Below are 12,609 nucleotides of genomic sequence, written 5' to 3'. Positions count from 1 at the left end.
GGCGACCGGCCCCGACCTGGACCGCGACGTACAGGAGATGACCGATTTCGCACCACGACACAAGACACCCGAGCCCCCCGCTCCACGAGGGCCCCGCGGGGCCGCCCGAGCACTCCTCAGGCCACCCCTCAGACAATGCGAACCCGAACAGCCTTTGCGACGATCGCTCCATGATCGATCGGCTCAGACCGCTCGCGACCCGGTGGACGACCGTCGTGCCGGTGCTCGCGGTCGTGCTGCTGGTCCTCACCTGGGGGCGGGACCTGACAGGCGCGGTGGTCGCGGTGATCACGCTCGTCCTGGCCGGCGCCGTCCTCGCCGCCGTGCACCACGCCGAGGTGGTCGCCCACCGAGTGGGTGAACCTTTCGGTTCCCTGGTCCTCGCCGTCGCGGTCACGATCATCGAGGTCGCCCTCATCGTGACCCTGATGATCGACGGTGGTGACAAGAGCTCCACCCTGGCCAGGGACACCGTCTTCGCGGCCGTGATGATCACCTGCAACGGCATCGTCGGCCTGTGCCTGCTGGTGGCCTCCCTGCGGCACCGCACGGCGGTCTTCAACCCCGAGGGCACCGGCGCGGCCCTGGCCACCGTCGCCACACTGGCCACCCTGAGCCTGGTGCTGCCCACCTTCACCACCAGCAAGCCCGGCGCCGAGTTCTCCACGGTGCAACTGACGTTCGCCGCGGTGTCCTCGCTGATCCTCTACGGCCTGTTCGTGACGACCCAGACCGTGCGGCACCGCGACTACTTCCTGCCCGTCAGCCGGAAGGGCGAGGTGATCACCTCCGACGCCCACGCCGACGCGCCCTCCAAGCGGGCGGCGCTGACCAGCCTCGGACTGCTCGGCTTGGCCCTGGTCGGCGTCGTCGGCCTCGCCAAGGGCGTGTCGCCCACCATCGAGTCCGGTGTCGAAGCCGCCGGACTGCACCACGCCGTCGTCGGTGTCGTCATCGCCCTGCTGGTGCTGCTCCCCGAGACGATCGCCGCCGTGCGCGCAGCGCGCCGGGACCGCGTGCAGACCAGCCTGAATCTTGCCCTCGGCTCGGCGATGGCCAGCATCGGCCTCACCATCCCCGCGGTGGCGCTGGCCTCCCTCTGGCTCTCCGGCCCCCTCGTGCTCGGGCTCGGCCCGACCCATATGGTGCTGCTCGCGCTCACGGTGGTGGTGAGCTCGCTGACGGTGGTTCCGGGGCGGGCGACGCCGCTCCAGGGCGGCGTCCACCTGGTCCTGTTCGCGGCCTATCTGGAACTCGCGATCAACCCCTGAGAGCGCGCCGGCCGCGCGGCCCGTCACCGGCTCCCGTCATCCGGTGGCGGGCTCCGCCGCCGTCGTCACCGCCGCCACCGGGCGGGTCTCGGGCAGCAGGGAGAAACAGCCCAGACTCAGCAGCGCGATCCCCGTCAGATACGCCCCCACGCCCCAGGGCACCCCGCCGCCCTGCCCCGCGAGCGCGGTGGCCGCGATCGGAGTGAGTGCGCCGCCCAGGACCCCGCCGAGGTTGTAGCCGACCGCGGCGCCCGTGCAGCGCACCCGGGGTTCGTACAGCTCCGGCAGATACGCGGCGATCACCGCGAACATGGTGATGAACGCGATCAGCGCACCGGTGAAGCCCAGGAACATCGGCAGGGGCCGGCCCGTCGCGAGCAGAGCGACCATCGGCAGCATCCACAGGGCGGCCGCGGCGCACCCGGCCAGGCACAGCGGCCGGCGCCCGTACCGGTCGCCGAGCACAGCCATCACCGGGGTGAGCGCGCCCTTCACCACCACCGCGCCCATCACACACGTCAGCATGACGGTGCGGCTCGCCCCGAGCCGTTCCGTGCCGTACGCCAGCGACCAGGTCGTCACCGCGTAGAAGATCGCGTACCCGACCGACAGCGCCCCGGCCGTCAGCAGCAGAAGCCGCCAGTGGTCGCGCACCACCTCGACGAGCGGCACGCGCGCGTGGTCGTCGATCTCCAGGAACCGCGGACTCTCCGCGAGCGACGACCGCAGCCACAGCCCCGCCACGGCGAGCACCCCGGCCGCCCAGAACGGCACGCGCCACCCCCACGCCGCGAACTGCTCCTCGGACAGCCCCGCCGACAGCCCCAGCACCACCCCGTTGGCCAGCAGGAAGCCCAGCGCCGGGCCGACCTGCGGGAAGCTCGACCACAGCGCGCGCCGATGGGCGGGGGCGTGCTCCACAGCCAGCAGCACGGCCCCGCCCCACTCGCCGCCGAGCCCCAGCCCCTGCAGGAAGCGCAGCACGAGCAGCAACATGGGCGCGGCGACGCCGATCGTCCCGTACGTCGGCACACAGCCGACCGCGACCGTGGCACCCCCGGTCAGCAGCAGAGAGGCCACCAGCACCGGCCGGCGCCCGCGCCGGTCCCCGATGTGCCCGAACAGCACCGACCCCAGCGGCCGCGCCACGAAACCCACGCCGAAGGTGGCGAACGCGGCCAGCGTCCCCGCCACCGGCGAGAACGTCGGGAAGAACAACGGCCCCAGCACGAGGGCGGCCGCGGTCCCGTAGACGAAGAAGTCGTAGAACTCGATGGCCGTCCCGGCGAGCGAGGCGCCCGCCAGCCGCAGCATGGAGGGCGCCCTTACGGTGCGTGCATCGCGCATGCTGGATCAACTACCCAGCGTGACCACCGGTTACGGGGGCGCGCGGGCGCGCCGGGGGCGATCAGTAGGTGACGGTGATGCGCCGGGCGGGACCGTCCACGCGCGCGATGCCGCCGTACGGGATCACGAGCTGCGGATCGGTGTGCCCGAACTCGACATCGAAGACGATCATCGTGTCGGGGGCGTACGCCCGCATGGCGCGCTCGACGGCCGCGCGCTGCTCCGCGGCGTACCGGGCGGCCTCCTCCGGGGAGTTGGGGCGCTCGAAGGACCAGGTCTTCGCGCGGCCCATGAGCAGCGCCGAGAAGCGCCGCAGCAGCCCGCGCTCACCCATGTTCCGCAGGGTGCGGAAGACCTCCTCGCCGCTCGGCAACTCCTCGCTCGTCTCCAGCAGCAGGACACCACCGTCGTACTCGGAGAGGTCGTGGGAGATCTCGCGGTCCGCCATCAGCAGCCACCCGAGGATCTCCAGACAGCCGCCCCAGGTGCGGCCCTCCACGACCCGGTCGGCGTTGACCCAGGTCCATCCGTCGGCGGGCCGCAGCTCCGCCTCCGACTCGAAGGTCGCGGGGTCGGCCCAGTCGCGGTTGACGTCGTTCCAGCGCTCGGCGGGACGGAGGGTGTACTCGCCGGAGGTGAACAGCGCGGCCCGCAGGGAGTCGGCGGTCCGCGGATTCATGGCGCCCGGCCGGCCGAGCTCGACCATCACGCTCGCGCCGTGGTAGGCGACGATGCCGGTGTTGCGCAGGAACATCAGCAGGTTCGTGTTGTCGCTCATCCCGAAGAACGGCTTCGGGTTCGCCCGGATCAACTCCCGGTCCAGGTACGGCAGCACGGTGATCTGGTCGTCGCCGCCGATGGACGCGATGACCGCCTTGATCTCCGGGTCGGCGAAGGCGGCGTGGATGTCGTCCGCCCGCTCCTTCGGCGTGGACCCCATCGTGCGGGTCGCCGGATACTCGACCGGTACGAGCCCGAAGTCCTCGCGGAGCCGCTTCAGTCCCAGTTCGAAGGGCTGCGGGAAGAGACCGGGCAGACCGGCTCCGGGCGAGATGACGGCGACACGGTCACCGGGGGAGGGCTTGGGCGGGTACGCGATCATGGTCATGTCCAGAGGGTAGGGGGCCGGGAGCGCGCTGCGCACCGTGATAAACCGGGGTTCGGGCAGCGGTGGTTCCGCACCGCACGACCCGCACCGCACGCCCCTGAACGGACCGGAGGAACCGTGCCCCGCACCCTCGCCGACGCCCCCATCATGATCCTGAACGGCCCCAACCTGAACCTGCTCGGGCAGCGCCAGCCCGAGATCTACGGTTCCGAGACCCTCGCGGACGTGGAGGCCCTGTGCGCCAGGACGGCGGCCGCGCACGGCGGAACCGTCGACTTCCGGCAGTCCAACCACGAGGGCGAGCTGGTCGACTGGATCCAGGAGGCACGGCTCGGGCACTGCGGGATCGTGATCAACCCGGGCGCCTACTCGCACACCTCCGTGGCGATCCTGGACGCCCTCAACGCGTGTGACGGGCTGCCCGTGCTGGAGGTCCACATCTCCAACATCCACCGCAGGGAGTCGTTCCGGCACCACTCCTACGTCTCCCTGCGGGCCGACGGCGTCATCGCGGGCTGCGGGGTGCAGGGGTACGCCTTCGGCGTGGAGCGCGTCGCGACGCTGGCCGGGAAGGGCCGGGCGGACGCCTGACAGGGCGGTTCGCCGGGGCCGCCGGCCGAGGGCGGGGATGGAAAGACCGGCGGCCCGTTCCGCTCAGGAGCCGTCATCCTGCGCGGGGCTGACACCAGTGGACCGCGCTCCGGCGCACGCCGGGAGCGCACGCGTGTCTTCACCGCGTGCGCGGCGTTCACACGGGGCGCGCACGCTGGTCCATTGAACGCGCGGCGCCCGCGTCACCAGCCGCGGGCGCGCCACTCCGGCAGATGGGGGCGCTCGGCGCCCAGCGTGGTGTCGTTCCCGTGCCCCGGATACACCCAGGTCTCGTCGGGCAGCACGTCGAAGATCTTGGTCTCGACGTCGTGGATCAGGCTGGCGAACGCCTCCGGATCCTTGCGGGTGTTGCCGACACCGCCCGGGAAGAGGCAGTCGCCGGTGAACACATGGGGATGCCCGTGCGGGTCGTCGTAGACGAGGGCGATCGAACCCGGCGTGTGCCCGACCAGGTGGCGCGCGGTGAGCTCCACGCGCCCCACCCGGATGACGTCGCCGTCGTCGACGAGGACGTCGGTGGGAACCGGGATGCCGTCGGCGTCCTCGCGTCCGGCGTAGGTGCGCGCGCCGGTGGCGTCCACGACGGCGGCGAGGGCCTGCCAGTGGTCGCCGTGCTGGTGGGTGGTGACGACGGACGCGATGCCGTCGTCACCGATCGTGCCCAGCAGGGTGTCCGCCTCGTTGGCGGCGTCGATCAGCAGTTGCTCGTCCGTGGCCCGGCAGCGCAGCAGATAGGCGTTGTTGTCCATCGGGCCGACCGCGATCTTGGTGATCATCAGGTCCTTGAGCTCGTGCACGTCGGCGGGGCCACCGACCGTCACCTGTCCGCTGTACGTCATGGCGGCAGCCTATAGCGGGGGCTCACGGCCGGCCGTCCCGACGCCGGACAAGGCCGGCCGTCGCCTACGAGGGCGGCGAGGGCTAGAGCGGCGGAAGGGTCGGAAGAGCGCCGCCCTCGACGGTCAGCGCGGACCCTGTGCGGCGCCCGGAGAGCCAGCCGAGCAGGTCGGCTCCGGTGCCCCGGACGGTGATCCCGACCGGGTCCTCGTCCCGTCCCGTGCGCCACACGCGTGTGCCGTCCGTCAGCCGGACCGGCTCGACGTCGGGGTGTCCGGAGAAGCGCTCGGCGAGGAAGTCGGTCTCCCGCTCCACGAACTCCGCGGGCAGATCCTCCAGCTCGTATCCGATGCCCAGGTCGACGTGGTGCAGCTCCACCTCGACCCACCGGCGGAACGGCAGACGGGCCGCCGTGTCCGTCACGCCGTTGCGCAGCTCCACCGTGCGGGACCAGTCGGCGGGCACGGCCGCCGCCCGCTGGAGGCGGTCGGCGGTCTGCCGGACGTCGGCGAGCTGGACGTCGAGCGGGCGGGGCGCGTCCCGCTCGATGTCGGCGTCACGGGCGGCGGCGGAGACATACATGGGGCGCCCCTCGAGGACGTTCAGCAGAGCGTCCGCGTTGCGCGCGAGGTGGGCGAGGACATGACCGCGGCTCCAGCCGGGAAGCCGTGACGGCTCGGTCACACGGGCGTTGTCCACCTTGGCGGCTGCGGTGAGCAGCCGTTCGGTCGCCTCACGTACAGACTCCAGGTCACGAGCGTGATCAATCATGAGCCTGACATTAGCTCCACCACACCATTGGGTGAAGGTGGTGAACGAGGACCGTAAATCGAATGCGCGTGCTATAGGCTCGATCTCGGCGTCGGGCATGCTGGAGGCCTCGGGATTGTTGTCCCTCACGGAATCCGACCGGCGTTGTCAGTGGCTCCCCCTAGTCTGGAAATGACGGGGGCCTCGCCCCTGTCACTCTTCTCAAGAAAGGTGCGGACCGGCGTGGCCGACCGTCTCATCATCCGTGGCGCGCGCGAGCACAACCTCAAGAACGTCTCGCTCGAGCTGCCGCGCGACTCGCTCATCGTCTTCACGGGCCTGTCGGGGTCGGGCAAGTCCTCGCTGGCCTTCGACACCATCTTCGCCGAGGGGCAGCGGCGCTACGTCGAGTCGCTGTCGTCGTACGCCCGGCAGTTCCTCGGCCAGATGGACAAGCCGGACGTCGACTTCATCGAGGGTCTGTCCCCGGCCGTCTCCATCGACCAGAAGTCGACCTCGCGCAACCCGCGCTCCACGGTCGGCACCATCACCGAGGTCTACGACTACCTCCGGCTGCTCTTCGCGCGCATCGGCAAGCCGCACTGTCCCGAGTGCGGCCGTCCCATCACGCGCCAGTCGCCGCAGGCCATCGTCGACAGGGTGCTGGAGCTACCGGAGGGCAGCCGCTTCCAGGTGCTCTCGCCGCTGGTGCGCGAGCGCAAGGGCGAGTTCGTCGACCTCTTCTCCGACCTGCAGACCAAGGGCTACTCACGCGCACGCGTGGACGGCGAGACGATCCAGCTGTCCAGCCCGCCCACGCTGAAGAAGCAGGAGAAGCACACCATCGAGGTGGTCGTCGACCGCCTCACCGTCAAGGACTCCGCCAAGCGCCGCCTCACCGACTCCGTCGAGACCGCCCTCGGCCTGTCCGGCGGCATGGTCGTGCTCGACTTCGTGGACCTCCCCGAGGACGACCCCGAGCGCGAGCGCATGTTCTCGGAGCACCTGTACTGCCCGTACGACGACCTCTCCTTCGAGGAGCTGGAGCCGCGCTCCTTCTCGTTCAACTCGCCCTTCGGCGCCTGCCCCGAGTGCACCGGCATCGGCACGCGCATGGAGGTCGACGCCGAGCTGATCGTCCCGGACGAGGACAAGTCCCTCGACGAGGGCGCCATCCACCCCTGGTCGCACGGGCACACCAAGGACTACTTCGGCCGTCTGATCGGCGCCCTCGCGGACGCCCTCGGCTTCCGGACGGACATCCCGTTCGCCGGTCTGCCGCAGCGCGCCAAGAAGGCCCTGCTCTACGGCCACAAGACGCAGATCGAGGTGCGGTACCGCAACCGCTACGGCCGCGAGCGGGTCTACACGACGCCGTTCGAAGGCGCCGTCCCCTTCGTCAAGCGCCGGCACAGCGAGGCCGAGAGCGACGCCAGCCGCGAGCGCTTCGAGGGTTATATGCGCGAGGTGCCCTGCCCCTCCTGCAAGGGCACCCGGCTGAAGCCGATCGTCCTCGCCGTCACGGTCATGGGGAAGTCCATCGCCGAGGTCTCCGCCATGTCCATCAGCGACTGCGCGGACTTCCTGGGCGAGCTGAAGCTGAGCGCCCGCGACAAGAAGATCGCCGAGCGCGTGCTGAAGGAGGTCAACGAGCGGCTGCGGTTCCTGGTCGACGTCGGCCTGGACTACCTCTCGCTCAACCGGGCGGCCGGCACCCTGTCCGGCGGCGAGGCCCAGCGCATCCGGCTCGCCACCCAGATCGGCTCCGGACTCGTCGGCGTCCTGTACGTCCTCGACGAGCCGTCCATCGGTCTGCACCAGCGGGACAACCACCGGCTGATCGAGACCTTGGTCCGCCTGCGCGACATGGGCAACACGCTCATCGTCGTCGAGCACGACGAGGACACCATCAAGGTCGCCGACTGGATCGTCGACATCGGCCCCGGTGCCGGCGAGCACGGCGGCAAGGTCGTGCACAGCGGCTCCCTGAAGGAGCTGCTCGCCAACGACGAGTCGCAGACGGGCCAGTATCTGGCGGGCAAGAAGGCCATCCCGGTGCCCGACATCCGGCGCCCGCTCGACCCGTCCCGGCAGCTCACGGTCCACGGCGCCCGCGAGAACAACCTGCAGGACATCGACGTCTCCTTCCCGCTCGGCGTCTTCACCGCGGTGACCGGCGTCTCCGGTTCGGGCAAGTCGACCCTGGTCAACGACATCCTGTACACGCACCTGGCCCGCGAGCTGAACGGCGCCCGCAGCGTCCCCGGACGGCACACGCGCGTGGACGGCGACGACCTGGTCGACAAGGTCGTGCACGTCGACCAGTCGCCCATCGGCCGTACGCCCCGGTCCAACCCGGCGACGTACACCGGCGTCTTCGACCACATCCGCAAGCTGTTCGCCGAGACCACCGAGGCGAAGGTCCGCGGCTATCTGCCGGGGCGCTTCTCCTTCAACGTCAAGGGCGGCCGCTGCGAGAACTGCGCGGGCGACGGCACCATCAAGATCGAGATGAACTTCCTCCCGGACGTCTACGTCCCGTGCGAGGTCTGCCACGGCGCCCGGTACAACCGGGAGACCCTGGAGGTCCACTACAAGGGCAAGTCCATCGCCGAGGTCCTGAACATGCCGATCGAGGAGGCCATGGACTTCTTCGAGGCCGTCCCGGCGATCAACCGCCACCTCAAGACGCTGAACGACGTCGGTCTCGGCTACGTCCGGCTCGGCCAGGCGGCGACCACGCTGTCCGGCGGTGAGGCGCAGCGCGTGAAGCTCGCCAGCGAGCTGCAGAAGCGCTCCACCGGCCGCACGGTCTACGTCCTCGACGAGCCGACCACCGGTCTGCACTTCGAGGACATCAGCAAGCTGCTGAAGGTCCTCTCCGGCCTGGTCGACAAGGGCAACACGGTCATCGTCATCGAGCACAACCTCGACGTGATCAAGACCGCCGACTGGCTCGTCGACATGGGTCCCGAGGGAGGTGCCGGAGGCGGCCTCGTCGTCGCCGAGGGCACGCCCGAGGAGGTCGCCGCGGTGCCCGCCAGCCACACCGGCAAGTTCCTGCGCGAGATCCTCGACGCCGAGCGGATCAGCGACGCCGCCTCGGTGAAGGCCCCGCGCAAGACGGCCAGGAAGACCGTCGCGGCCGGCTCGGCGACCCGCAGGACCGCGACGGCCAGGACGGCCGACAAGGCCACCGGCGCCCCGGCCGCGAAGAAGACGGCCGCGAAGAAGACGGCTGCGAAGAAGACGGCGGCCAAGAAGACAGCGTCCAAGACGGCCACGAAGAAGACCGCGGCGACGAAGACGACGCGGGCTCCCAAGGCCTGAGCGGCCTGAACGGCCTGAGCGTCCGGTCCGCCCCTCCGAGGGCCGGACCGGGCGATTCCGGAACGGGTGGCGCCCCGCGGGAACTTCCCGCGGGGCGCCACCCGTTGGATCATCAGCGGCCCCATCCAGGGGCCCGCACCGGTCTTTGACTCCTCAACAGCGCACGACAGACACGAGACAGAGGCACACGAGGACGCCCTTCTCAGACGCCCCCGGCGAAGTCCCCGGCCGAAGCCCCGTTCTGGTCCGCCAGTTCGGCGGCGTACGGCGGTTCCGCCCCCGCCCGGGAGCAGGTGATCGCGGCAGCCCGCGCCGCGAACCGCAGCAGCCGTGTCCAGCCCTCCGCGCCCAGTCCCACGAGCGCGTCGGCGGACAGCGCGTCCTCGGCGGCCAGCCCGTGCAGCAGGGCCGCGTTCACGGTGTCGCCCGCACCGATCGTGTCCACCACGTCGACGGCCTCGCCCGGCACGGAGTGCACCGCCCCGTCCCGCGTATAGGCGGTGAGCCCGTCCCCGCCCCGAGTGATCACGACGGCCGCCGGTCCCGCGGCCAGCCACTCACGCGGCGTCCCACCCAGCCACGCCGCGTCCTCCTCGGACAGCTTGAGCAGCGACACCGACGGCAGCCAGCTCTCGAACCGGGCCCGGTACGCGTCCGGGTCCGGTATCAGCCCTGCCCGGATGTTCGGATCGAGCGCGGTGAACACCCCGTGCCCGGCCGCCCTGCGCATCAGCTCCTCGTAGGCGCTCGCCCCCGGTTCCAGGACGAGCGAACAGGTCCCGAAGGACACCGCTCGGGTCCCCTCCGGCAGCTCCCGGGGCGCCGAGAAGAGCCGGTCGGCGGTGCCCTCGACATAGAAGGAGTAGGCGGCCGACCCCTGGGCGTCGATGGTCGCGACCGCCAGCGTGGTCGGCTCCGGGCCGCGCTGCACGGCCGATACGTCCACCCCCGCCTCCCGGAGCCCGTCGAGCAGGGCCTCCCCGAAGGCGTCGAGAGACGTCCGGGAGCAGAAGGCGGTGGGCGAGCCGAGCCGGCCGAGGGCGACGGCGGTGTTGTACGGGCCCCCGCCGAGCGCCGGCCGCAGCGGGGCGAGGGCGCCCGTGCCCTGCGGCACCAGATCGATCAGGGCCTCACCGGCGACGACGATCACGAGGGGGTTCCTTTCACGGACGTCAGGGGCTGTTCGGCACATCCGCACGAGGTGCGGTGCACGAAGGTGCAGGGCAGACGCAGGGTCCGGGCGGGCGTGGCCGGATCCGCCAGCCGGTCCAGGAGCACGCGGACCGCCTCGGCGCCGATGTCCCTGCTGGGCTGGGCGATCGCGGTGAGCCGGGGAGAGAACAGATCGGCCCAGGCGAAGTCGTCGAAACAGCACAGGGCGATGTCTCCGGGCACCGACAGGCCGTGATCGCGCAGGGCGCGCAGGGTGCCGATGGTCATGGCGTTGTTGGCGGTGACCAGGGCGGTCGGCGGCGAGGCGAGGGCCAGCAGCGCGGCGGTCGCCCGTTCGGCGCCCCGGGACTCGGAGTCGCCGTGCACGACCAGCCCCTCGTCGTAGGGGAGCCCGGAGGCCGCCAGACCGTCCCGGTACCCGGCGAGCCGCTCCACGGTGGTGCTCAGCCCCGGAAGGCCGGCGACCATGCCGATCCGGCGGTGGCCGAGTCCGGCGAGATGCGTGACGAGCCGGGCCGTCGGCGTGGCGCTCTCGGCACAGATCTGGTCGCACACCAGGGAGCCGTCCGCCGGAAGCTCGACGACCCGGTCGAGCAGGACGGCCGGCACCTTGTGGCGCCCCAGGTAGGCGAGCAGTTCGCTCGGGTCGGGCGACGGGGCGACGATCATGCCGTCGACCCGGCGTTCGTGCAGCAGCTGGACGACCTTGCGTTCATGGTGCGGGTCGTCGTGCGGGTCCGCGATGAGCAGGCCGTATCCGCGTTCCAGGGCTGCCGCCTCGACGCCCTGGAGGATCTCCGTGAAGTAGGGGTTGCTGATCGCCGACACGGCGAGCCCGATGGAGCGGGTGCGCGCGGTCACCAGGGAGCGCGCGAGGGTGTTGGGCGTGTAGCCGAGCTCATCCATCGCGTCCAGCACGGCCTGGCGGGTGTGGGGGAGCACGGGCCGGGTGTCGTTCAGGACATGGGAGACGGTCGCCACGGACACACCGGCGCTGCGCGCGACGTCGGCCATGGTCGCCACGGTGCCTCCTCCCGCTCTGCCCGCTCCGACCGCCCGTTGCGGCTTCCTCCGTCCGGACGGTAACGCATGAGGGAGCCTACGTAAACGCTTGCGCAAGCGTTTACGTCACCCGACGCCACCCGGACCCGCTGAACCCGGGAAACGGGCAAAGGGCTCATTCCCAGGCCCAGCCGATGCCCACGATCCCCGTCCGCACCCTCTGCTCGACCAGGTGGACGGAACGATGCTGTGCGCTCGGGACCAGCCGCTGCCGGCCGCCGCGGGGCGCCGCCGCCGAGTGCTGGGAGAACCGGTGACAGTGCAGGGGCAGGACGTCGTCGGCGAAGCGGACCTGCAGGGCGTACTGCCCGCCCGCGAGCGGGAAGCCTCGCGCGTACTCATGGGAGAGGCTGGCCGTGCCGTCCTCCACGCCGTACCGGAAGAGATGGGTCTCACCCGCCCGCAGCCGGGTGCCGAAGAGCAGCTCGGCGACGAGGACACCGGTCTCCTGGTGCCGCCGCACGCGGCCGGTGCGGCAGTTCTCCAGGGCATGCACCCTCATGCGCTCGGGCAGACAGCCCGGGTCGCCGTGGTGGACGGCCAGGAAGCGGTCCACGCCGTCCGTGTGGGCCCGCACGATGTGGTGCGACTCGCACTCCGCCAGCTCACGGCGCTGCCCGATGCGGACCCGCTCGTGATGGGCCAGCGTGTGCAGGCCGCCGTCACGCGGGCTGTCCAGCTCGGACAGCAGCTGCTCCAGGACGCCGGAGGCCTCCATCAGGGAGCGGTAGGAGCGGGCCGCCGGGCGCTGGTGGGCGCTCGGGCCGTCGGCCTCGGCGAGCAGCCTGATCAGGGACTCCTCGGGCAGCTGGAGTATCTCCTCCAGCGCCCGCACGGCACGCAGCGACTCAGGGCGCTGGGGCCGACGGGCCCCTTGCTGCCAGTAGCTCAGGCTGGTCACGCCGACCTTCACCCCGCGCCGGGACAGATGGTGCTGGACCCGCTGCAGGGGCAGGCCCCGTGCCGCGATCGCGGCACGCAGGGCGACGTGGAAGGGGCCGCCTCGCAGGGCCGTGTCCAGCTCCGCGGTGGTGACGGCGGCGATGTCCGCGTGCTGAGGGGCGTGCGGCATGCAGGGGCCTTTCTGTGGTGGCACAACGGCTGGTCGGACCGTTCACA

10 protein-coding genes are annotated in these 12,609 nt (G+C 71.3%); 3 read left to right on the top strand and 7 right to left on the bottom strand.

Going from position 1 to position 12,609, the window contains the following annotated elements; translation table 11 throughout:
• Nucleotides 1-170 precede the first annotated feature (170 nt).
• Nucleotides 171-1,271, top strand: a complete 1,101-nt coding sequence (locus tag F8R89_RS09010; protein WP_151783474.1) for a calcium:proton antiporter — start codon at nucleotides 171-173, stop codon at nucleotides 1,269-1,271.
• Between the two features lie 36 nt (nucleotides 1,272-1,307).
• Here F8R89_RS09010 and F8R89_RS09005 read toward each other — a convergent pair whose 3' ends face one another.
• Nucleotides 1,308-2,618 (bottom strand): MFS transporter, encoded by a 1,311-nt coding sequence (locus F8R89_RS09005; protein ID WP_225994351.1) that lies wholly within the window; start codon nucleotides 2,616-2,618, stop codon nucleotides 1,308-1,310.
• A 61-nt stretch (nucleotides 2,619-2,679) separates the two neighbouring features.
• Complete coding sequence (locus F8R89_RS09000; protein WP_151783473.1) at nucleotides 2,680-3,726, bottom strand: S66 peptidase family protein; 1,047 nt, start codon at nucleotides 3,724-3,726, stop codon at nucleotides 2,680-2,682.
• Nucleotides 3,727-3,843: 117 nt separating this feature from the next.
• Between F8R89_RS09000 and aroQ the strand changes: the two genes are divergently transcribed.
• A complete protein-coding gene (gene aroQ / locus F8R89_RS08995; protein WP_151783472.1) occupies nucleotides 3,844-4,317 on the top strand; it encodes a type II 3-dehydroquinate dehydratase in 474 nt (157 codons plus the stop codon).
• 203 nt (nucleotides 4,318-4,520) lie between these two features.
• Here the strand turns inward: aroQ and F8R89_RS08990 are convergent, their stop codons facing one another.
• Together F8R89_RS08990 and F8R89_RS08985 are read right to left on the bottom strand one after the other, a co-directional pair.
• Nucleotides 4,521-5,177: an MBL fold metallo-hydrolase gene (locus F8R89_RS08990; RefSeq protein ID WP_151783471.1), complete on the bottom strand. Its 657-nt coding sequence runs from the start codon at nucleotides 5,175-5,177 to the stop codon at nucleotides 4,521-4,523.
• Between the two features lie 82 nt (nucleotides 5,178-5,259).
• Nucleotides 5,260-5,946, bottom strand: a complete 687-nt coding sequence (locus tag F8R89_RS08985; protein ID WP_151783470.1) for a maleylpyruvate isomerase family mycothiol-dependent enzyme — start codon at nucleotides 5,944-5,946, stop codon at nucleotides 5,260-5,262.
• Nucleotides 5,947-6,168: 222 nt separating this feature from the next.
• Between F8R89_RS08985 and uvrA the strand changes: the two genes are divergently transcribed.
• Complete coding sequence (gene uvrA, locus F8R89_RS08980) at nucleotides 6,169-9,255, top strand: excinuclease ABC subunit UvrA (RefSeq protein ID WP_151783469.1); 3,087 nt, start codon at nucleotides 6,169-6,171, stop codon at nucleotides 9,253-9,255.
• A 202-nt stretch (nucleotides 9,256-9,457) separates the two neighbouring features.
• Here the strand turns inward: uvrA and F8R89_RS08975 are convergent, their stop codons facing one another.
• The 3 genes from F8R89_RS08975 to F8R89_RS08965 form a co-directional block, all read right to left on the bottom strand.
• Nucleotides 9,458-10,405 (bottom strand): carbohydrate kinase family protein, encoded by a 948-nt coding sequence (locus F8R89_RS08975; protein WP_151783468.1) that lies wholly within the window; start codon nucleotides 10,403-10,405, stop codon nucleotides 9,458-9,460.
• Nucleotides 10,402-11,451, bottom strand: a complete 1,050-nt coding sequence (locus F8R89_RS08970) for a LacI family DNA-binding transcriptional regulator (RefSeq protein WP_151783467.1) — start codon at nucleotides 11,449-11,451, stop codon at nucleotides 10,402-10,404. Before F8R89_RS08970 ends, F8R89_RS08975 begins: the two co-directional genes overlap by 4 nt.
• A 154-nt stretch (nucleotides 11,452-11,605) precedes the next feature.
• Nucleotides 11,606-12,562: a hypothetical protein gene (locus tag F8R89_RS08965; protein WP_151783466.1), complete on the bottom strand. Its 957-nt coding sequence runs from the start codon at nucleotides 12,560-12,562 to the stop codon at nucleotides 11,606-11,608.
• Nucleotides 12,563-12,609: the final 47 nt, after the last annotated feature.

The sequence above is a fragment of the Streptomyces sp. SS1-1 genome, assembly GCF_008973465.1.
In the GTDB taxonomy this organism is placed as follows: domain Bacteria; phylum Actinomycetota; class Actinomycetes; order Streptomycetales; family Streptomycetaceae; genus Streptomyces.
The sequence above is the reverse complement of the archived record's forward strand: the minus strand, read 5'-3'. Positions and strand labels throughout refer to the sequence as shown.

What these genes read in the sequence shown, in the direction of transcription:
- F8R89_RS09010 (WP_151783474.1), top strand. Translation starts at nt 171, where the DNA reads ATGATCGATCGGCTCAGACCGCTCGCGACCCGGTGGACGACCGTCGTG.
- F8R89_RS09000 (WP_151783473.1), bottom strand. Translation starts at nt 3,726, where the DNA reads ATGACCATGATCGCGTACCCGCCCAAGCCCTCCCCCGGTGACCGTGTC.
- F8R89_RS08990 (WP_151783471.1), bottom strand. Translation starts at nt 5,177, where the DNA reads ATGACGTACAGCGGACAGGTGACGGTCGGTGGCCCCGCCGACGTGCAC.
- F8R89_RS08965 (WP_151783466.1), bottom strand. Translation starts at nt 12,562, where the DNA reads ATGCCGCACGCCCCTCAGCACGCGGACATCGCCGCCGTCACCACCGCG.
- F8R89_RS08985 (WP_151783470.1), bottom strand. Translation starts at nt 5,946, where the DNA reads ATGATTGATCACGCTCGTGACCTGGAGTCTGTACGTGAGGCGACCGAA.
- F8R89_RS09005 (WP_225994351.1), bottom strand. Translation starts at nt 2,618, where the DNA reads ATGCGCGATGCACGCACCGTAAGGGCGCCCTCCATGCTGCGGCTGGCG.